Source organism: Rhizobium sp. 25PS6 (assembly GCF_032464655.1).
GTDB classification, from domain to species: Bacteria; Pseudomonadota; Alphaproteobacteria; order Rhizobiales; family Rhizobiaceae; genus Rhizobium; species Rhizobium laguerreae.
Genome location: NZ_JAWDIV010000001.1, coordinates 459,771 through 480,689, shown reverse-complemented (window position 1 = coordinate 480,689; position 20,919 = coordinate 459,771). Strand labels below are relative to the sequence as shown.

20 protein-coding genes are annotated in these 20,919 nt (G+C 61.4%); 14 read left to right on the top strand and 6 right to left on the bottom strand.

Annotated elements, in window-relative coordinates:
- The 5 genes from RWK44_RS02145 to RWK44_RS02125 all read left to right on the top strand — a co-directional run bounded on the left by RWK44_RS02145 (nucleotide 1) and on the right by RWK44_RS02125 (nucleotide 3,323).
- Entirely contained in the window at nucleotides 1–378 is a 378-nt protein-coding gene (locus RWK44_RS02145) for a response regulator (RefSeq protein WP_017991339.1), read from the top strand.
- Nucleotide 379: 1 nt separating this feature from the next.
- Nucleotides 380–1,072 carry a response regulator transcription factor gene (locus RWK44_RS02140; RefSeq protein WP_168280851.1) on the top strand — a complete coding sequence of 231 codons (693 nt, stop codon included), beginning with the start codon at nucleotides 380–382 and terminating at the stop codon, nucleotides 1,070–1,072.
- Nucleotides 1,073–1,266: 194 nt separating this feature from the next.
- Nucleotides 1,267–1,620 carry an ArsR/SmtB family transcription factor gene (locus RWK44_RS02135; RefSeq protein WP_168280852.1) on the top strand — a complete coding sequence of 118 codons (354 nt, stop codon included), beginning with the start codon at nucleotides 1,267–1,269 and terminating at the stop codon, nucleotides 1,618–1,620.
- 380 nt (nucleotides 1,621–2,000) lie between these two features.
- Nucleotides 2,001–2,666 (top strand): nitroreductase, encoded by a 666-nt coding sequence (locus tag RWK44_RS02130; RefSeq protein WP_168280854.1) that lies wholly within the window; start codon nucleotides 2,001–2,003, stop codon nucleotides 2,664–2,666.
- A gap of 84 nt (nucleotides 2,667–2,750) precedes the next feature.
- Nucleotides 2,751–3,323, top strand: a complete 573-nt coding sequence (locus RWK44_RS02125) for an NADPH-dependent FMN reductase (protein ID WP_316028303.1) — start codon at nucleotides 2,751–2,753, stop codon at nucleotides 3,321–3,323.
- A gap of 180 nt (nucleotides 3,324–3,503) precedes the next feature.
- On the opposite strand, the gene RWK44_RS02120 is transcribed toward RWK44_RS02125, so the two are convergent.
- The 6 genes from RWK44_RS02120 to RWK44_RS02095 form a co-directional block, all read right to left on the bottom strand.
- Entirely contained in the window at nucleotides 3,504–4,691 is a 1,188-nt protein-coding gene (locus RWK44_RS02120; protein WP_168280856.1) for a galactarate dehydratase, read from the bottom strand.
- A 12-nt stretch (nucleotides 4,692–4,703) separates the two neighbouring features.
- Nucleotides 4,704–5,915 carry a mandelate racemase/muconate lactonizing enzyme family protein gene (locus RWK44_RS02115; protein ID WP_222060701.1) on the bottom strand — a complete coding sequence of 404 codons (1,212 nt, stop codon included), beginning with the start codon at nucleotides 5,913–5,915 and terminating at the stop codon, nucleotides 4,704–4,706.
- Complete coding sequence (locus RWK44_RS02110; RefSeq protein ID WP_222060703.1) at nucleotides 5,912–7,648, bottom strand: ABC transporter ATP-binding protein; 1,737 nt, start codon at nucleotides 7,646–7,648, stop codon at nucleotides 5,912–5,914. The genes RWK44_RS02115 and RWK44_RS02110 overlap by 4 nt, the downstream gene beginning before the upstream one ends.
- 7 nt (nucleotides 7,649–7,655) lie before the next feature.
- Entirely contained in the window at nucleotides 7,656–8,777 is a 1,122-nt protein-coding gene (locus tag RWK44_RS02105) for an ABC transporter permease (protein WP_168320429.1), read from the bottom strand.
- A gap of 9 nt (nucleotides 8,778–8,786) precedes the next feature.
- Complete coding sequence (locus tag RWK44_RS02100) at nucleotides 8,787–9,773, bottom strand: ABC transporter permease (RefSeq protein WP_003562632.1); 987 nt, start codon at nucleotides 9,771–9,773, stop codon at nucleotides 8,787–8,789.
- A gap of 123 nt (nucleotides 9,774–9,896) precedes the next feature.
- The gene (locus RWK44_RS02095; RefSeq protein WP_316028302.1) at nucleotides 9,897–11,834 is read right to left on the bottom strand and encodes an ABC transporter substrate-binding protein; all 1,938 of its coding nucleotides are present in this window, start codon (nucleotides 11,832–11,834) and stop codon (nucleotides 9,897–9,899) included.
- Between the two features lie 317 nt (nucleotides 11,835–12,151).
- Between RWK44_RS02095 and RWK44_RS02090 the strand changes: the two genes are divergently transcribed.
- Genes RWK44_RS02090 through RWK44_RS02050 form a run of 9 tightly spaced genes read left to right on the top strand, consistent with a single transcriptional unit; the run spans nucleotide 12,152 to nucleotide 20,852 of the window.
- The gene (locus RWK44_RS02090; protein ID WP_026160238.1) at nucleotides 12,152–12,865 is read left to right on the top strand and encodes a FadR/GntR family transcriptional regulator; all 714 of its coding nucleotides are present in this window, start codon (nucleotides 12,152–12,154) and stop codon (nucleotides 12,863–12,865) included.
- A 20-nt stretch (nucleotides 12,866–12,885) separates the two neighbouring features.
- Nucleotides 12,886–13,716, top strand: a complete 831-nt coding sequence (locus RWK44_RS02085) for an NAD-dependent epimerase/dehydratase family protein (RefSeq protein ID WP_131641243.1) — start codon at nucleotides 12,886–12,888, stop codon at nucleotides 13,714–13,716.
- The gene (locus RWK44_RS02080) at nucleotides 13,713–14,642 is read left to right on the top strand and encodes an SMP-30/gluconolactonase/LRE family protein (RefSeq protein WP_316028301.1); all 930 of its coding nucleotides are present in this window, start codon (nucleotides 13,713–13,715) and stop codon (nucleotides 14,640–14,642) included. Before RWK44_RS02085 ends, RWK44_RS02080 begins: the two co-directional genes overlap by 4 nt.
- Entirely contained in the window at nucleotides 14,639–15,589 is a 951-nt protein-coding gene (locus RWK44_RS02075) for a dihydrodipicolinate synthase family protein (RefSeq protein ID WP_222060711.1), read from the top strand. The genes RWK44_RS02080 and RWK44_RS02075 overlap by 4 nt, the downstream gene beginning before the upstream one ends.
- A 42-nt stretch (nucleotides 15,590–15,631) precedes the next feature.
- Nucleotides 15,632–17,218, top strand: coding sequence for an ABC transporter substrate-binding protein (locus RWK44_RS02070; RefSeq protein ID WP_316028300.1), 1,587 nt, complete (start codon nucleotides 15,632–15,634; stop codon nucleotides 17,216–17,218).
- 5 nt (nucleotides 17,219–17,223) lie between these two features.
- Nucleotides 17,224–18,321 (top strand): ABC transporter permease, encoded by a 1,098-nt coding sequence (locus RWK44_RS02065; RefSeq protein ID WP_168280873.1) that lies wholly within the window; start codon nucleotides 17,224–17,226, stop codon nucleotides 18,319–18,321.
- A gap of 4 nt (nucleotides 18,322–18,325) precedes the next feature.
- On the top strand, nucleotides 18,326–19,261 hold the full coding sequence (locus tag RWK44_RS02060; protein WP_020047134.1) for an ABC transporter permease: 936 nt from the start codon (nucleotides 18,326–18,328) through the stop codon (nucleotides 19,259–19,261).
- Nucleotides 19,258–20,112, top strand: a complete 855-nt coding sequence (locus RWK44_RS02055; RefSeq protein ID WP_168280878.1) for an ABC transporter ATP-binding protein — start codon at nucleotides 19,258–19,260, stop codon at nucleotides 20,110–20,112. The genes RWK44_RS02060 and RWK44_RS02055 overlap by 4 nt, the downstream gene beginning before the upstream one ends.
- Entirely contained in the window at nucleotides 20,109–20,852 is a 744-nt protein-coding gene (locus tag RWK44_RS02050) for an ABC transporter ATP-binding protein (protein WP_131661108.1), read from the top strand. Before RWK44_RS02055 ends, RWK44_RS02050 begins: the two co-directional genes overlap by 4 nt.
- The last annotated feature ends 67 nt before the right edge of the window (nucleotides 20,853–20,919 follow it).

Below are 20,919 nucleotides of genomic sequence, written 5' to 3'. Positions count from 1 at the left end.
ATGAACAAGACAAGACATGTCGTGGCAATTGTCGATGACGATCCAAGATTGCTTGAATCGATGGGCGACCTTTTGGAATCGGCGGGCTATGTGGCCCGCAGCTTCTCATCGGCGGGCTCGCTGCTCGTCAACGGGCTGTCGGACCTCGACCTGCTCATCACCGATATCGGAATGCCTGGCATCGACGGCTTCGAACTTCGTGACCTCGTGAGGAAGTCGCGTCCGGAGCTGCCGGTATTCATGATCACGGGCCGCCACGAAATAGCGGATCAGGGACGCGCTCAAGGCGCGAGCGGATTTTTCCGCAAGCCCTTCGATGCCCAGGCCCTGCTGGCGGCCATTGCCAACGCTTTGCGTAAATCGACAGATGGAGGGTGACATGAGAGTTGACCAGCCGTTGCTGCGGAGATCGGCGCCGCTATCATTGCAGTACAGTTATGAAGAGAACCAGCCGCTTGTCATTATCGTCGATGACGACGCATCGGTTCGCGAAGCGCTGTCGGAGCTGATCCTGTCGGCGGGTTTCCAGTCGACCAGTTTTGCTTCGACCCGAGAATTGCTTGACGCCGATATATTGGACTGCCCCGGCTGCCTGATCCTCGACGTGCGCATGCCAGGCGCAAGCGGCCTTCACCTGCAGAGCCATCTGGCCGAAAACGGCATTTCCAAGCCGATCATCTTCCTGACCGGGCATGGCGACATCCCGATGACCGTCCAGGCGATGAAGGCCGGCGCCGTGGATTTTCTCACCAAGCCGGTGCGAGACCAGACGTTGCTCGACGCCGTGACTGCCGGCATTGCGATGGATGCCGAGCGACGAGCCGAAGCGGCGATCACCAAGCGCAATATCAAACGCCTGGAGACACTGACGCAGCGCGAGCGCGAGGTCCTGCATGAAGTGGCGCGCGGCCGCCTCAACAAGCAGATCGCCTTCGACCTCGGCATCAGCGAAGTGACGGTCAAGCTGCATCGCAGCAATGTCATGCACAAGATGGAGGCGGCCTCCATCGGCGAACTGATCCGGGCCTGGGAAACACTGCCCGCACAAATGCGCCAGGTCGGCCCGCGCTAGTAGGCGAAGGATGCCGGCCTCGAAGAGGATCTGCCGCCGCTGTCCATTTGATGCGCGCCGTATCCGATTCGCGCCGGAAAAGACGGTACGGCGCCGAAAATGGGTTTCGGCCCCGCACCCATGCGTTATCTCTAAATTAAAGCTCGGGGATATGACCTGGTGCCCGGCTTTGGTTCCCCAAAGGAGATCTCGCCTTGAACAATCAATCGTCAGCTGCGCCTCCCCCTGAAACCAACGCCTTCGACAACGAAGCAAATTTCCTGTCGGCCATGGGGAATGCCAAACGGCTTCACATTCTGCATCTGTTGGCCGAAGGAGAAATGTCCGTGTCCGTCCTGGCTGACGAGGTGGGATTGAGCCAATCCTCGACTTCCCAGCATTTGGCAATTCTTCGAGAACAGGACCTCGTGCAAACGCGACGGGCTGCCCAGACGATCTACTATTCACTTCAATCCGACGCGGCCAGAGCGATGCTCGACACGCTCGCCGACATCTTCGGATGGTACCCTCACACCGAAATAGCACGTGCGCGAGCCGTGGGCGCCTGACAAAGGCGAAGCGTTGCTCTTGCGGCTTATGATTGGCGCCCAATTCCGCTGAGGATGATTTTGTAGTCACCTCAGGATCGGCGCCGCGGCAACGAAGAGCAATGCAAAGGCGAAGACCACGGTGTCGAGGAAGATGACTGCCGATCAATGGGCGAAATTCCAAGGCCTGGATGCAATCACGGGGGTCCCGCGATGCTTCGCCCACATGCCCCTCGAATGCCTCGATCCCTGATGTACGTTTGATATACGCCTCCTAGACGACGGTGTGATTACGCCTCCATTGCGAATGGAGATAATGAACCACATCAGGAACGGGAATAGTCAGGAGGAGACGACCATGACTATGGACGTACCGAACGACCGGCGGCATGGAGGCGATCATGGACGTATATGAGGCAGTCACAAGCCGACGGGCGGTGCGCGGATTCAAAGGCGAGCCTGTGAAGAGGGAGGTGCTTGAGCGAGTGCTGTCCGCCGCAGCTTGGTCGCCGTCAGGATCGAACATCCAGCCGTGGAACACCTATGTGATGACCGGCGCACCGCTGGCTGAGCTCAAGACGTCCGCCGTCGAGCGCGTGGCCCACGGCGACGCGTGGGACAAGCGGCAGTACGAGATGTACCCGGCCGTGCTGAAGTCCCCCTACGGGGAGCGCCGATCCGCCTTCGGCAAGGAGCGCTACAGCGCGCTCGGCATTGCGCGCGAGGACTGGGAGGCGCGCCAGCGGGCGGCGATCGCCAACTGGAACTGTTTCGGCGCGCCCGCCGCCCTGTTCTGCTACATCGACCGTGACTTGGGCCTAGCCCAATGGGCCGATGTCGGCATGTATCTGCAGACCGTCATGCTGCTGCTCCGCGCCGAAGGTCTGCACAGTTGCCCGCAGATGGCGTGGTCGCAGGTTCGCGAGACGGTCGCAGAAGTCCTGTCACCCCCGGACGAGCTCATCCTCTTCTGCGGCATGTCGATCGGGTACGAGGATCCCACGGTCAGTTACACCCGCACAGGCCGCGCCCCGCTCGACGAGACGGTCACGTTCGTCGGCGATTAGTTGCCTGCGATCGAAGGACAAGAGACCCTTCTTTGATTTTTGCGTATGATAGATCCTTTATCATGCGAGATATTGGAGACCGCCATGACCACGCATAAAGTAGGCTATCTCATCGGCAGCCTCGCAAAGGGCTCGATCAACCGCAAGCTCGCGAAAGCGTTGGTTCGGCTCGCGCCGCCGGAACTTGAAATGTCGGAGATATCCTTCAAGGACCTGCCGCTCTACAGCTACGACTATGACGCCGACTACCCTCCGGCTGGCAAGGCATTCAAGGCGGCAATAGCGGCCGTCGACGCCGTGCTGTGCGTCACGCCGGAATACAATCGATCCATACCCGGCGGGCTGAAAAATGCAATCGACTGGGCGAGCCGCCCCTACGGCACCAACTCGTTCACACGCAAGCCGTCAGCGGTGATCGGCACGTCGCCGGGCGCGATAGGCACAGCAGTCGCCCAGCAGAATTTGCGCAGTGTGCTCAGTTTCTGCAACTCTCCCCAGATGAATGCCCCGGAAGCTTACATTCAGTTCACACCGGGGCTGATCACCGATGACGGCGAGGTCACGAACGACAAAACCGCCGATTTCCTTCGCACCTTCATGCAGGACTTCCATATCTTCATCGCAAGGGTTCGCTCAGTGCTGCCGAAAGATGCCTAGAACAGAATGATTTTAGGCCGGCGGCCTAAAATCTGAATCCTGTTCTAAATTAAGTAGTTAGAGCATGATGTCGCCCGAAAACCGCTCACACTTTTCGGCATCATGCTCTAGAAGCGTCGCCCTGCGGGAGCTGGCCGCGCCATCCGAGCGGCCAGCTCCTGTTTTAAGCGGGCGATGCCTTCAGGCGAAGGCGTAGGAGCCGTCGGGCCGCTTCGGCACGCGCCGCTGCCAATGGATGTAACCTTCCTCTTCCATCGCCTTCTCGTCCATTTCGACGCCCCAGCCCGGCCGGTCGGGACGCAGCTCCAGATAGCCGTCCTTCGGCAGATAGGGATCGACGACGTAACGGGTTTCCCCCTCCCGCTTCTCGATATCGAGGCCGCCATAAACGTAGGCCTGTCCCTTCGGCAGCCGGTATTCGAGGATGCGGAAATTCTGTGCCGCCGCCGAAAAATGAACGTTGACCGCCGTCGCAAGCGGACCCATCGGGTTGTGCGGCGCCACGCCGACGAAGAAGGCTTCGGCGAGAGTGGCGATGCGGCGCATTTCGCTGATGCCGCCGACGACGCAGATGTCGGGCTGGATGAGATCGGCGCCCTTGACCTGCAGCAGCCGCAGGAACTCGTTTCTGTTGTAGAGCGACTCGCCGGTCGCAAGCGTGCAGTTGAGGCCCTGTTTCAGGTCGCCCCAGGCCTCGATATTTTCGGGACGCAGCGGCTCCTCGAAAAACAGCGGATCATAAGGCGCCAGCGCATTGCCGAGCTGGCGAGCCGCGATCGGCTCGAAAATCTTCGCATGGGCATCGAAGGCAATTTCGTATTCGTCATTGACTGTTTCGCGAAGCGAGCGGAAATAATCCGCCGAGGCTTTGACGACATTACCCCAGCGGTTAGAGTGCATGTCGATGCGCCAGGGGCTGAGCTTGAAGGCGGTAAAACCCCACCCCTCCTTGAGACGATCGAACTCGTCGCGGGCCGCCGGCGCATCCGGTGCGGTGTAGACACCGGCATAGACCTTGATGCGGTCGCGCACTTCGCCACCCAGCAGCTTGTAGACCGGGACATTCGCCGCCTTGGCAGCAAGGTCCCACAGGCAGTGATCGAGCGCGGAGATCGCGGCAAGACCAAGCGCTCCCGGCGGAAACCGGCTTTGCTGGATCAGCAGATTGACGAGATAGTCGACGCGTGTCGGATCCTGGCCGGAGAGAAATTCGTACAGATAATCCAAGAGGGGCGGCAGCGCCTTATCGGGGCCGTGATTGTAGCATTCGCCCCAGCCCATCAGCCCGTCATCGGTGTCGAGCGCGACGATCACGCGGGGGCGGTCCTTGTCGCGGGTCATGAAAACCCGCATGCGGTCGATCTTCATCTTTCTGTCCTTCTAGCGATTGAAATAGGTGCGGCGCGACTGGCGCGTCTGGACGTAGACATGCTCATTGTCGGTTCCGGGATTGTAGGCGCCGGCGCTTTGCGGCACCGAGACATTGCCGTCGCTGGGGAATCGCGCCACGAAGGCCTCGTCGATATCGCAGCCAAGTCCCGGGCCATCGGGAATGGCGATCAAACCGTCGACCTGTTGCGGGTGCGGCACGATCGTCTGGCGGCGGCCGTCCCAGTCGTCGTCGAGGCGTTCGAGGATGAGGGCGTTGGGGATCGCCGCAAGCAGTTGCAGGGCCGCATATTCCGCCACCGGCCCGAGCGAGCCCGAATGCGGCGCCATCTGAATATGATGCGCTTCGGCCATGGCTGCGATCTTCTTCATCTGAGTAATGCCGCCGGCCCTCCCGGTATCCGGCTGGATCACGTCGACCAGTTCCTTCTCGATGAGCTCCCGCTCGCCGAAGATGGTCGCAAAGCGCTCGCCGGCGGCAAGCGGCACATGCGCTGCGTCGCGGATGCGCCGGTAGCCGTCGACATTCTCCGGCGCGATCGGATCTTCCACCCACATCAATTCATAGGGTTCGAGCGCCCGCACCAGCCGGCAGGCATCCGCAGGCGTCAGCCACGGCGGCCCATGCAGATCGATGGCGATGTCCATGTCGTCGCCGACGGCCTCACGCAGCGCAGCAACCTTGCGGACCGGATCGGCGACGCCGCCGCACTTGATCGCCTTTATGCCGCGCTCCTTGAGGGCAAGCGCGCGCTCGGGTGTATTCGCATGCGAATAGATCGGGATCCGGTCGCGCACCTTGCCGCCGAGCAGCATCCAGACAGGCACGCCGAGCGCCTTGCCCTTGATGTCCCATAGCGCCATGTCGATCCCGGTCATCGCACCGCCGCCGACCGTCCCGAGCATGCCATGGCCCATCATGGCGATATGCATCTTCTGCCACAGCCGCTCGGTATGGGCCGGATCTTCGCCAATGAGGAGTGGGGCGAGATCATGGATCGCCGTCTCGACAACGCGCGGCCAGCCGGAGCATTCACCGATGCCGGTGATGCCCTCATCGGTATCGATCTTCAGAAAGAGCCAGTTCCTGGTGCCGCCGAACTGTTTCGAGGCGCCACTACTGGACCGTTGGTCGGAAGCCCAGTTCGCGGGATCGGGCTGACCGACATGCATGAGAAAAGTGCGGATCCCGGTGATTTTCATCTCTGAAAAGTTCCATTCTTCAGAATGCCTGGCTTCAGATTATCTGGCGCGACGTATCGGAAACGCCGCGATTGATCGCGATCACGCGGATCGGGGCGCGGGATCGCTGATATGAGCGCCTGCGTATAGGCATGCTCGGGTGTGCGGCAGACCTTCTCGGCGTCACCGATTTCGACGAGCTGGCCTTTGTACATGACGCCGACACGGTCACACATGTAGCGGATAACGCCGATATCATGACTGATGAAGATATAGGCGAGACCGAGTTCGTCCTGCAGGCGCATCAACAGATCGAGCACCTGCGAGCGCACCGAGACGTCGAGCGCCGAGGTTGCCTCGTCGGCAACGATGACGCGCGGATTGAGGGTGATGGCGCGAGCAATGCCGATGCGCTGACGCTGACCGCCGGAGAATGCGTGCGGGTAGCGCTCGCGCGCCCTCGGGTCGAGGCCAACCTGCTCCATCAGATGGCAAACGCGCTCCTCCAGCGCCCGCCCCTTTGCGACGCCATTGACGAGCAACGGCTCGCCAATGATCTGGGAGACGGTCATGCGTGGGTTGAGGGAGCCGAAAGGATCCTGGAAAACCATCCGCAATTCCCGCCTTGCTGCGGCAAGCGTCTGACCTTTTGCCGTTGCCAGATCGATGATGTCGCCGTCGGCGCGGCGATAGAGGATTTCGCCTGCAGTCGGATCGATCAGCCGCATGATCGAGCGGCCCATCGTCGTCTTGCCGGATCCGCTCTCGCCGACGATGCCGAGAGTCTCGCCCGGCAGAAGCGAAATGGAAACATCGTCCAGCGCTTTCACCTCGCCGAAATCCATTGATACATTGCGAAGTTCGAGGATCGGTGGCGCCGTCGTGTCGAGCGGCGGGCGCGCCAGCCGGATTTCGGCCTTCGCTTCCAGCTTCAGCACCGAGCCGATCAGCATGCGGGTATAGTCGTCTTTCGGCGCATGAAAGATCTGCTCGACCGGCGCATATTCCTTGGCGACGCCGTTGTGCATGACCAGCACATCGTCGGCGATCTGCGCCACAACACCCATGTCATGCGTGATGAAGAGAACGGCCATGCCCTTGGCCTTCTGCAGCCGGGCGATCAGGTCGAGAATTTCGGCCTGCGTCGTCACGTCGAGGGCCGTGGTCGGCTCGTCGGCGATCAGCAGCTGCGGTTTGCAGGCGAGCGCCATGGCAATCATCGCGCGCTGGCGCATCCCGCCGGAATATTGAAAGGCATATCGGTCCAGCGCTTTTTCCGGCGAGGGAATCTCGACCTGGCTGAGCAGCGATATGGCTTCCGCGCGCGCCTCTGCCTTACTCATCCGGGTGTGAAGGCGAAGCGCCTCGACGATCTGGTTGCCGACCGTGTGGATCGGTGAGAGCGACGACATCGGCTCCTGGAAGATCATGGCGATGTCGCGGCCGCGGATCGCTCGGATCTGACGCCCGCGCGGATTGAGGCTGGTCAGATCGATCGACCCGCCGTTCTGATCGTTCAGTGTGATCGATCCGCCGGATATGCGGCCGGGTGCATCGACGATCTGCAGGATCGAACGCGCCGTCACCGACTTGCCGGATCCGCTTTCGCCGACGACACAGAGGGTCTTGCCCGGCTCGATCGAGAAAGACAGATCGCTAACGGCGCGAAAGTCGCCGGTGCGCAGAGGGAACTCGACCGTCAGATTTTTCACCTGCAATAGCGGCCTGCCGGCAATAGGAAGGATATCGGTCATGCCGGCCTCATTTGTTGTAGGGGTCGGCCGCATCGCGCAGGCCGTCGCCGAGAAGGTTGAGCGCCATCACGGCGACCACGACGGCGCAGCCCGGCATGAAGAGCCATGGCGCGGTGGCGATCGAGCGAATGTTCTGGGCCTCGCGCAGAAGCACGCCCCAGGAGATGGTCGGCGGCTGCAGACCGAGCCCCAGGAAAGAGAGAGAGGTTTCGGCAAGGATCATCGCCGGCACCGCAAGCGTGATCGACGCGATGATATGGCTGGCGAAACTCGGCAGCATGTGGCGAAAAATGATGCGCCTTTCGCGAACGCCGTCGAGCCTCGCGGCGGCGACGAATTCCTCGGTGCGTAAGGACAGGAAGCGGCCGCGAACGACGCGGGCGAGCTGCGCCCAGCCGGTCAGCGAGAGGATGATCGTGATCATCATATATTGCAGCGTCGCAGGCCAGTCCTGCGGCAGGGCCGCGGCCATCGCCAGCCAGATCGGGATCGTCGGCAGCGACAGCACAAAATCGATCACTCGCTGCAGGAAGAAATCGATGCGGCCGCCGTAATACCCCGAGATGCCGCCGAGCACGATGCCGAGCATCAGCGAGAAGAAGACACCGACGAGGCCGATCGACAACGAAATCTGCGAGCCCTGCACCGTTCGGCTGAAGACGTCGCGCCCAAGCCTGTCGGCGCCGAACAGAAGCAGCGGCGTCGTCTTGTCGGGCGAGGCGATCAGATGGATGTTGGTCCTGAACAGGCCGAACACCGAATATTCATAGCCGCGCCCGAAGAACTGGACATCGACACGTTTCGTCGTGTCTTCCTTGAAGATGGCGGCCAGCGTTTCCGGATCGCGGGTCAGCTTCATCGGATAATAATGCGGGCCGAAGGAGAACCCGTTCTCGGTATCGATCAGATGCAATTTCTGCGGCGGGTGAAAGGTCGCTCGCGCATTTTGCAGGTACGGATCGTTGATGGCGAAGAAGCCGGGAATAAGGGCGACGATATACATCAGCACGGTGACGACGAGCGCCACCATGGCCAGCCGGTGCCGGCGGAAAGCCCACCAGATGAGCTGCCACTGGGATGCAACGGCGGCGCGATCCGGCGGAATGTTCGTAACGGTGATGTCGGCCATGTGAGGCTCCTATTCCAACCGGATGCGGGGATCGACCAGCGCAAGCAGTATGTCGCTGATCAAAGAGCCTATCAGCGTCAGCGCGCAGATCAGCAGGACGAAGGCGCCGGCGAGATACATGTCCTGGGCCATCAGCGCCTGCAGCAGCAAAGGTGCCGCCGTCGGCAGATTGAGAACGATGGCAACGACGACCGAGCCGGAAATGAGGTTGGGCAGCAACCAGGCAATCGTCGAGATGAACGGATTGAGCGCGATCATCAGAGGATATTTCATCAGCAGCCGGAATTCAGAGAGCCCTTTTGCCCGTGCCGTGGTCACGTAAGGTTTCGGCAGTTCATCGAGCATGTTGGCGCGCATGACGCGGATGAGGCTCGCCGTCGAAGAGACGGCAAGGATGATGACGGGAAGCCAGAGATGCGAGAAGAGGTCGACCATCTTGGCGAAGCTCCAGGACGCGTTCTCATATTCCGGCGAAAAGAGCCCGCCGACATCCTGTCCGAATTCGACCGCCGCGACATACATCAGCACCAGCGCCAGCAGAAAGGACGGAACGGCCAGGCCGAAGAAGGTGAAGGCGGTGAAGAAATAGTCGCCGATCGAATATTTGCGCACGGCGGAATAGACTCCGATCGGCAGCGCGATTGCCCAGGTAGCGATCAATGTCGACAGGGCCAGAACCAGCGTCAGCGCCATGCGCTCCCAGATCAGGTCCGAGACCGGCTGCTGCCATTCGAAGGAGATGCCGAAATCGCCGCGCGTGAGAATGCCCCATATCCATTTGAAATATTGGACGAGCATCGGGTCGCCGAGGCCGAAGCGCTCGCGCAATTGCGCCGCCGTGTTCTGATCGACGATCTCGTTTGATGCTGCCAGCGTCGCAATATAGGTCGTGACATAATCGCCCGGCGGCAGCTGGATCAGCACGAAAGCCAGGAAGCTGACGGCAAACAGCGATGGAATCATCCATAGGAAGCGTTTGGCGATAAAGACCAGCATGAGGCGCCTCTTGCATTGAACGCCGCCTTCCCGGCCTTGTCGGCCGTCAGGACCAGCAAGGCATCTCGGAGGGCGAACTGAAAGAAAGCGCCGTACCTGATGGTACGGCGCTTAAGACGAGAATCAGCTCGTGAAGGTGAATTGCTGCGGCAGCGCAGGCCCTGGATTAGGCCAGGACCAGCTATCCGGCTCCTTCTCGGGGACATTGCGCAGATTGTTGCGGATGATGCCGAAGCCGCCGACGGCAAGGCAAAGGCCGACGGTCTCGAACTCCTCGGCCGCGATGTCGAAGATCTGCTTCATGATCGCGCCGCGCTTGTCGAGATCGGCCGTCGAACGCGCTTCGTCGAAGAGCTTCATGCGCTTCTTCTGGCTTTCCGGCGGTTCTTCGCCGCGGGCACCGTTGGAGGTGTACCAAAGCGTCCACGGGATGGCGTAACGCGAACCCTGCGGATGGAAGGCGAAGAAATCGCGCGGATCGAGCATCGGATCGAGACCGCCAGGACCCGGCCACACCGCCGCATCATGGGCGTTGTCGTCGCCGCGGGTGTAATAGAGCGCCCGCTCGATCGTGTTGACCTTCATGTCGATACCGATCTGAGCCCAATGCGCCTTGACCAGTTCCAGGGCATCGACGAGGTCGGGATAAAGCGTCGGAATGACGTCGATCGAGAAGAACACCTTCTGGCCGTCCGGCCGGAGGCGAAAACCGTCGCCGCCTTTCTTATAGCCGGCCTCATCGAGCATTGCGCCTGCCTTGTCGGCGTCAAACTCGGTGAATTGGCGCGCATATGTCTCGTTATACCAGGGATGGGTCGGACGCGGCCCGGCCTGGTAGGGCTCGCTCTGTCCGAAATAGACGATGTCGATGAGCTCCTGGCGGTTGATGCCGATCGAGAGCGCTTGCCGGAACGCCTTGTCGGCAAACATCTTACGCATGGCAGGATCTTTGTGGGTGATGTTGAAGTAGATCTGGCACTGTTGCGCGGCCGAAGGCACGAGTGTCAGCAGCCGATAATCGCCCTTTTCCATGTTCTTGGACAGCGTCGGCTTGTTGGCGAGAACGCTGATGTGACGTTCCTGGATGTCGATCTTTCCAGAGATGACGTTCAGCATCAGCGATTCGACGTCCTGCGAGATGCCGAAGTTGATTTCATCGATGTAGGGGAGCTGATTGCCCTCGGTATCGACCTGCCAGAAATAAGGATTGCGGGTCATGACGACGCGCGTGGCACCCCCGGCATAGGGCTCCTTGACCACCCATGGATCGAGCGTCGGCTTGTCGACATTGCCCCATCGCGACGGGATCTCGATGTCGCCGCAACGGCTGCGGAACAGCTCTGTCCAACTGGTGACGCCGGCCTTCTTCGCATCGGCCTCGATATTGGGATTATATTTCGGCAGGAACTGGCTGCAGTAATGTTTCGGGAACAGCGTCGGATGCTGGCCAAGCGGTGTGGCGAGGTTTTCCAGGTAAAGCGCGTTGGCCGCAGCAAAGGTGAACTTCACTGTATAATCGTCAATCTTCTCGACCGTGACCGGCTTGCCGGCGACAGCAAGCTGCGCCGGTGTCGAGCTGTAGAGCTCGGTGTTCTTGACACAGTCTTCAATCGCGAAGACGACGTCATCGGCCGTAAAGGGATGACCGTCGGACCAGCGCACGCCTTCGATCAGATGGAAGGTGAATTGTGTTGCGTCGTCGCTGACCTCCCAGCGCTGGGCAAGGTTCGGCTGCACGGCGGTAAAATCGAGGTTCCAGCGCACAAAGCTCTGGTTGCCGACCATACGCAGGATGCCGTTATGGTCGGATGAACCGCGAAGGCCGCGGCGCAGCGAACCGCCATAGGTGCCGACCTTCTCGAACGGCGTCACGACCATCGGCTTTTTCGGCAGGCGCTCGGCGAGCGGCGGCAGCTTTCCATCCTTGGCGAGCTGCGCAAGGGCCGGCGCTTCGCCGCCTGCGGCAGAGACGCGACCGGCGATAGACAGCGCCGCGACACCAGCCATGCCGCCAAGCACGGCGCGGCGGGTGACGCCACGCGACAGTATTTCTTTGGCCATCGAATTCCTCCCTTTTGTGCCGGCGCAGCCTTTGCACCGGCTGATGCGGCGGGCTCCCGACCCGACGCTGACGCCCTCCTCGGCGCTACGACCGAAACCATAGACACGTTCTCAAATGATTACAAGAGTTGACAGATAATTACAAATTTTGTAGCCATGCTGCATTGAAATGCGACGTTGTGCCGCTGAAATACGGTCAACAGGACGAAAAACGTTGGGTCTGTCAAATGCTGTACGCCGCTCTGAACCTATGGTCGGCGACAGCCAGGGTGCGGCCGCCGACCCGGCGCACGTGGCGTTGAGAGAAAAGGACCATGATGACATTCGCGGTCGATGCCGTTTCGAACAGGGGCGCAACGCGCTTCAGCGACATCATCTACGAGAAGATCGTAGGGATGATCGCCGACGGCAACTTTCCGGTGAACGAACGGCTGCCGCCGGAGACGAAGCTCGCCGCTGATTTCGGCGCATCGAGACCCGTCGTGCGCGAAGCGCTCGAACGCTTGAGAGCCGATGGCCTGGTCGTTTCGCGCAAGGGTTCCGGTTCCTATGTCAGGCAAAGGCCGGATTCGTCGATGCTGAAAATGGTGCCGGTCGGCTCCTTGGCCGATGTCCAGCGCTTCTTCGAATTCCGCGCCGGTCTCGAAGCCGAGGCGGCGGAGCTTGCAGCGCGAAACTGGCAACCGGTCGACAAGGAGCGGATAACGGCAGCGCTTCTTTCGATCGAGCAATGCCTGCGCAACGGGGAGCTTGGCGCCGAGGAGGACCAGGCTCTGCACGATGCAATTGCCATGGCGACTGGTAACCAGTTCCACATCACCCTGCGCGAGTGGTTCAAGCCGCATTTCGCCATCGGGCATTCCGTTACGCGAAGCTTGAGCTTGAAGCGGACGCCGGAACAGATCCGCAGCGTCCAGGATGAGCATGCGGTGATCGTCGAGGCGATCTTCGCGCACCGGGAAACCGAAGCGCACGATGCGATGAAAAGACACATACTGAATGCGCGCGCCCGCATGTTCCAGGGCGTTTGAGCGATATGGGAGGAGAGACGATGAAACGGGTCGCTATGACGGGTGCTGCCGGACGTGTAGGGACGCTGCTGCGTCCGCTTCTTCGGTCGCATGTCGAGCACCTCAGCTTGATCGATCTCCAGGAACCTGACGGGCTTGGCGAAAACGAGAATTTCGTAAAGGCCGACCTTACAAAGCTCGACGAGGCGACGGCTGCGCTGAAGGATATCGATGGCGTCGTCCATCTGGCGGGTATCGCAAGCGGCACGGACATGAACGCCATTCTGCACGCGAACGTGCTTGGAACATACAATCTCTACGAAGCGGCGCGGATCAACAAGGTTCAGCGGGTCGTCTATGCATCGAGCAATCATGCCACCGGCTTTTACCCGCGCGGCCAGCTCGTGTCGCCGCTCGACCCGATGCGCCCCGACAGCCCATATGGACTTTCCAAATGCTGGGGCGAGCTTGTGGCGGGGCTTTATTACGACACATCGGGCATTCGCTCTCTTTCCATCCGCATCGGCAATGCGGGCACCTATCCCAACAGCGAGCGATCCATTGCGATCTGGATCAGCGCGCGAGACCTGGCGCAATTGGTCAGGATCGGCCTTTCGCACCCGTTGATCGCAGCAACAGTGGTCTACGGCGTTTCCGACACCGAGGAGATGTGGTGGGAGAACGATCTGGCGACACGATTGGGCTACCAGCCGCAGGACCGGCCGCGTGACCACGCCCTGATCGAAGAGGGATCCGAGGGGCCGGTCGCGCTGGCGTTCCAGGGTGGCGGGTTCTGTGAGATCAATCACGACGGCACCATCCGTATGCGCGACGCCGATGGCTTGGCCAAGAGCCCGGAGACGGTTGAATGACGGCGCCTCGGGTCATCCGCCCGGACGTCCGTTCCGTTATCCAGCAACCGCTGACGGTCGGTGAATCGCCGGTATGGGACGAGGAGACCGGCACTCTGTGGTTCGTCGATATTCTGGCGCCGGCACTCGTCCGGCTTTCGCATTCAGGAAAGATCGACCGCTTCGACATGCCGGCCGCAATCGGCGCGCTCGGGCTTTGCCGCGATCACAGGATCGTCGTGGCGCTTCAGATGGGCGTCCATCTCTTCGATCCTGTCTCGGGAGATTTCGAGCTTGTGTCGGATCCAGTCGGGCGCCACGTCAACTGCCGCCTCAATGACGGAAAGGTCGGCCCCGACGGGCACTTCTGGATCGGCTCGTTCAGCGAAGCCAAGCCGCAGACCGATGAGGCCGCACTTTACTGCGTGGGCGCCGATGGCCGCACGCGGACCGTTGCAACCGGACTGACGAGTTCCAACGGCCTTGCCTGGTCGCCGGACGGCCGGCGGATGTATCACTCCGACAGCCGGCAATGCTTCCTGCAGGCATTCGACTTCGATCCTGATACGGGCGACCTCGGCGATGGGCGCCGGCTTCGCAGCTTCACGGAAGACGAGGGTCGGCCGGACGGAGCGACAACCGATCGTGACGGGTTCTACTGGAGCGCCGGCGTGTCCGCCGGTCGCCTCAACCGAATATCGCCCGAAGGCGACATCGTCGAAATCTACATTCTGCCGGTCCCCGCACCGACGATGCCGTGTTTCGGAGGGCCGGATCTGCGCACCCTCTTCGTCACGAGCCTGTCGACAGACCGCACTGGACGTTTCGAGGCGGGGACGGTGATCGCCTTCGACGTGGACGCAGTGGGCCTGCCGCCCTTCCGCTTCGGGGATCGTCCCGTCGGAATGACGGCGAACAGATGGAAAGATAACGGGGAAGAAAGATGAGCATCGCAACCATGCGCAAGGCGCTTACAGGCGTATCGGGTGTTCCCGTCACCGCCTATGACGGCAAGGGTGAAGTCGAACCCCGGATCACGGCGAAGGTCTATGAGCGGGTGGCGGCAGCGGGTATTCACAACATCGTCGCTGCCGGCAATACCGGGGAATTCTATGCTCTGACGCCGCAGGAAATCAGGATCGTCCATGAGGCGGCGGTTTCAGGCGTCAACGGCAAGGCGCCGGTAACGGCGGCGATCGGCCGGTCGCTGCGCGAGGCGATCGGCATGGCGAAAGATGCAGCCACGATCGGCGCATCCGCCGTCATGTCACATCAGCCCGTCGATCCTTTCGCGGCACCTGCGGCCCAGATCGACTATTTCTGCAATCTTGCGGATGCTTCGTCCCTGCCGCTCATCGCCTATGTCAGGGCGGATGGTTTCGCCGTCGCCGATATCGTCCGCCTCGCAAATCACGGCAATATTGCCGGCATCAAATTCGCCACGACCGATCTGATGTTGCTGTCGAGAGCGATCCCGGCGGCGAGCCCCGGCGGCGCGCTGTTCGTCTGCGGCCTGGCGGAAAGCTGGGCGCCGACATTTACCGCGGCCGGCGCCCGCGGCTTCACCTCCGGCCTCGTCAACGTCGCGCCGAAGCTCTCGCTTGGGGTCCACGCTGCGCTTGAAAAAGGCGATTTTGCCGCCGCCAGAGCGATCGTCAACAAGCTCGAGCCATTCGAGCGGATGCGAACCAAATTCCGCAATGGCGCGAACGTGACCGTCGTCAAAGAAGCCGTCACCTATTCCGGTCTCGATGTCGGTCCCGTGCGTGTGCCGGGATTGCCGCAGCTCGACCAGCATGACCGCGAGGAGCTTCATCGGCTGCTTCAAGGCTGGGAGGCCGAAGGCGACATTCAAACTCATTCAGACCAGCCGGCCGTAAAGGCGGCCGGCTGATTTCGACATTATCCACGAACAACAGGATTGGGAGGTCTTGAGATGCTGAGACAAGTACTGACAACGATCGCAATTGCCGGCGCCCTGACGACGGCGCAGCCCAGCTTCGCGGCGTCGCCGCCCAACATGCTGGTGATCGGCACCAATCTCACCGGTATAAGGACGCTCGATCCAGCGCAGAACAATGCCCGCACGGTTTCCGAACTGATCTCGAACCTCTACGACAACCTCGTGCAGCTGTCGCCAGACGATCTAAAAACGCTGAAGCCTATGCTCGCGACGCAATGGAGCGTCTCGGCGGATGGCAAGATCATCACGTTGACATTACGCGACGATGCGGTCTTCCAGAGCGGCAACAAGGTGACCGCCGAGGATGCGGCCTGGTCGATCCAGCGCGTCATCAAGATGGGCCAGGTCGGCTCCACCGACATCGCGCTCTGGGGCTTCACGCCTGAAAACGTCGAAAAGCTCGTTCGCGCAAAAGACGAACACACGCTCGAGATCGAGCTGCCGCAGGCAGTCAATACCGATCTGGTGCTCTATTCGCTGGCGGGCTCGTCGATCGGCATCGTCGACAAAAAGACGGTGCTGTCGCACGAGGCGAACGGCGATTTCGGCGGCGCCTGGCTTTCCGCCAATTCCGCCGGCAGCGGCCCGTTCAGCCTGGCGCAGTGGCGGCCGAACGATGTCGCGATCTTCAATGCGCAGCCGAAATACTGGGGCGGCAAGCCGGCCATGGCGCGCGTCGTCGCTCGTCATATCCCGGAATCCGGCAATCTCCGGCTTCAGCTCGAAGCCGGCGACGTCGATGTCGGCCAGTATGTCGCAAGCGGCGATCTCGATGCGCTCGCCACCAAGAAGGACATGGTCATCGAGAATGTCCCGGGTCTCGGCTTCTACTATATCGCCCTCAATCAGAAAGACCCGGATCTGCAGAAGCCAAAGGTTCGCGAGGCCTTCCAGCATGCCTTCGACTGGAAAGCGATCTCCGGCAACATCATGCGCCATACCGGCTTTCCTTGGCAGTCGATGATCCCGCGCGGCATGATCGGCGCTCCCGGCGAGGCGGAGGTGCGCTACGACTACGATCCTGCCAAGGCCAAGCAACTGCTGGCGGAGGCTGGATATCCCAATGGCCTGAAAAAGGTGCTCAATCCGTCGGGAGCCCCGACCCTGCCCTTCGCCGAAGCGCTGCAGGCGAGTGCCCGCGCCGCCGGCCTCGATCTCGATCTCGTGCCCGGCGAGTTCACGCCCGCCTTCCGCGAGCGCAAATTCGAAGTGTTGCTCGGCAATTCCGGCGCCCGCCTGCCCGATCCCTTCGCGGTCGCCACGCAATATGCCTTCAACCCAGACAATAGCGACGAGGCACGCCTCGGCAGCTATTACCTCTGGCGCACGGGCATGAAGGTGGACGAGCTCAACACGCTCATCGACCAATCGATGAAGGAGCGCGACACGGAAAAGCGCACCGACATCTTCAAGAAGATGGATGGCATCTATGCCGGCATGGCTTCGCCGTTGGTCATCTTCTTCCAGCGAACGGACCCCTATGTCATGCGCGCCAACGTGAAGGGCTATCATGGGCATACGACCTGGTCGACGCGCTGGCATGACGTGACCAAGGAGTAGAACGCGTGGCGAGCGCCGATATGACATCGAAGGGTGGGAGCAGCCGGCACTCCCCGGCGGGCGGGTTCGCCGAGGCGGCCCCGCACCCGGCACTGAGCCTGCTGCGGCGCCTGGCGGGACGAGTCGTAGCCGTCGTGACGACGCTGCTCGGCCTGCTCTTCCTGACCTTCTCGATGGGCCGCCTGCTGCCCGCCGACCCGGTGCTATCAATCACCGGGGCGGAGGTCAGCAAGGAGGTTTACGATCGCGTCTATAACGAGCTGGGTCTTGCGCAGCCGATCTGGATGCAGTTCCTCTCCTACGTCGGCAAGATCGCCACAGGCGATCTCGGCATGTCGGCGACGACGGGCCAGCCGATCCTCACCGATCTCCTGACGATCTTTCCCGCGACGATCGAACTTGCGATCATCGCCATGATCATCGGGGCGATCGTCGGCATTCCCTTAGGGATCACCGCTGCGGTCAGGCGCGGAACCGTTATCGACCACATCGCGCGGATCGTTGCCCTTGCCGGCCACTCCATCCCGATCTTCTGGACCGGGCTGATGGCGCTCTTCGTCTTTTATGCAAAGCTGAAGCTCGTCGGCGCCTCGGGCCGGATCGATGTCTTCTATGAAGGCCTCGTCACGCCGATGACGGGCTTTCTCCTGATCGACGCGGCGATAGAGCGGCAATGGGACGTGTTTTACAACGCGCTCGGCCACATCATCCTGCCGGCGGCAATCCTCGGCTACTATTCCGTCGCCTATATTAGCCGCATGTCGCGGAGCTTCATGCTGGAGCAACTGAGCCAGGAATACATCATCACCGCGCGGGCCAAGGGGCTCGGCACCCGCAAGGTGGTCTGGCGCCATGCATTCAAGAACATCCGCGTGCAGCTCCTGACGATCATGGCGCTGACCTTCGGCGGGCTGCTCGAAGGCGCGGTGCTGATCGAGACCGTCTTCGGGTGGCCGGGGCTCGGCCAGTACCTGACCCGGGGGCTGCAGATGAATGACATGAACGTCGTGATGGGTTCCGTCCTGACGATCGGCGCCGTCTTCCTGACGATCAACATCCTGTCGGACTTCCTTTATCGCATTCTTGATCCGAGGACACGGTGACGCCATGACGATCTCCTCTGAGCACGCAGACAGCGTCAATACCGGCGGCCTTCGCAACTGGCTGCTCGCGCCGGAACCGCGAGGCTGGTTCCAGTCGTCGGCGCAGCAAATTCATCAGGGCTGGCGGAAATTCAGCCTGCACCCGCTTGGCCTCGCCGGATTAGCCATCATCCTGCTGCTGATCGTCGTGGCACTGGCCGCACCCCTGCTGACGAGCTACGATCCGATCGTTCAGGACATGGCCGGGCGGCTTGCCGCGCCATCGGCGAGCCATTGGCTCGGCACCGACAATTTCGGCCGCGACGTCTTTTCCCGGGTGATCTATGGCGCCCGCACGACGCTCTACATCATCATGCTCGTCACTGTCATCGTCGCCCCGCTCGGTCTGCTGATCGGCACTGTCTCAGGCTATTTCGGCGGCATCGTCGATGAAATCCTGATGCGCGTCACCGATATTTTTCTCTCCTTCCCCGGCCTCGTGCTGGCGCTGGGTTTTGCCGCAGCGCTCGGTCCGGGCATCACCAATGCAATCATCGCGATCTCGCTGACGGCCTGGCCGCCGATCGCGCGCCTTGCGCGCGCCGAGACCCTCAGCCTCCGCAAGGCGGATTACATCGCCGCCGTACGCCTGCAGGGCGCGACATCAATTGCGATCATCACTCGTCACATCCTGCCGATGTGCATTCCCTCGGTGATCGTCCGCGTCACCCTCAACATGGCCGGCATCATCATCACTGCCGCCGGTCTCGGCTTCCTCGGCCTCGGCGCGCAGCCGCCATGGCCGGAATGGGGTTCGATGGCCGCCAGCGGACGTGAATTCATGCTCGACAGCCCCTGGGTCATCGCAGCACCCGGCATTGCCATTGCGCTCGTCAGCCTCGCCTTCAACCTCGTCGGCGATGCGCTTCGCGATGTTCTCGATCCGCGAGGTTCGGAATGACTGACCTGATCGATATTCAGAACCTCGAAATCGCCTTCGGCGGCGGACAGGTGCGGGCCGTGCGCGGCGTGAGCTTTTCGCTTGGACAGGAAAAGCTCGGGATCGTCGGTGAATCCGGATCGGGAAAGTCGACCGTTGGCCGCGCCATCATGAAGCTGCTGCCACCGACCGCGATTGTCAATGCCGAGCGGATGCGCTTTCGCGACGTCGATCTGCTCAAGGCGAACGAAAAAACGATGATGACGATCAGGGGGCGGCGGATCGGCCTGATCCTGCAGGATCCGAAATATTCGCTCAATCCCGTCATGCGGATCGGCGAACAGATTGCCGAGACCTACCGCTTCCATCATCCGAGGGTGAGCAAGAGCAAGACCTATAGCCAAGCGCTCGATATGCTCGAAGCCGTCCAGATCCGTGATCCCGAGCGCGTGGCCCGCCTTTATCCGCACGAAATCTCGGGCGGCATGGGTCAGCGGGCGATGATCGCCATGATGTTGATTGCCGAACCCGAAGTGCTGATCGCCGACGAACCGACGTCAGCACTCGATGTGACGGTGAGGCTCGAGATCCTGGCCCTGCTCGACGAGCTCGTCCTGCGGCGTAATCTCGGGCTGATCTTCATCAGCCACGATCTCAATCTCATCAGGAATTTCTGCGATCGCGTCCTCATCATGTATGCGGGGCGGGTCGTGGAAGTGCTCGAAGCGCGCGACCTCGACAAGGCCCGACATCCTTATACGCAAGGATTGCTGGCATCACTGCCGACGATCGAGGATCCACCCGCCCGACTGCCGATCCTGAAGCGGGATCCCGCCTGGCTCGAAGAACCCGCATTGGAGCCGCCGCGGTGATCAAAATCGACAATCTCACCATCCGTTTCGGACATAGCCAGCGGCCTGTCGTCAGAGATCTAAGCCTTTCCATCGAGAAGGGGACGGCCTTCGGCCTGGTCGGCGAGTCCGGCTGCGGGAAGTCCACTGTCCTGAGGGCGCTTTCCGGCCTCAACGCCAATTATGACGGCCGGATCGAGCTCCAAGGCGAGACTCTGGACCGACGGCGCAGCCGGCCGTTCTTCCGCCAAGTGCAGATGGTGTTCCAGGACCCCTATGGATCCCTCCATCCACGCAAGACCATCCGCTCGCAGCTGAAAGAACCGCTGCGCAACCAGGGCCTGGATACGAATTCCGTCGACGTCAACGCCGTCCTGAGATCGGTCGGCCTCGATCCGGCGCTGAGCTACAGATTTCCGCACCAGCTCTCCGGCGGCCAGCGCCAGCGCGTGGCGATCGCCCGCGCACTGATGCTCAATCCGGACGTTCTGCTTCTCGACGAACCGACATCGGCGCTCGACGTGTCGGTTCAGGCCGAAATCCTCAATCTCCTCCAGGATTTGCGCACCAACCGCGGGCTGACCTATCTGCTCGTCAGCCACGACCTCGCCGTCGTCTCGCACATGTGCAGCCGCGTCGCCATCATGGAAGCGGGCGAGATCGTCGAGCAGGTCGATGTCGGCGCGCTCCGAAGCGGTGCGGTCGAACACCCCTACTCGCAACGACTGCTGCGCGCGAGCCGGATGTACGGAAGGGCGTAATTCTCGATCGATACGCGGCTGCTGCTTGGCGTCGTCGCAGGCCCGCCATCCACATCGAGCCGATCCG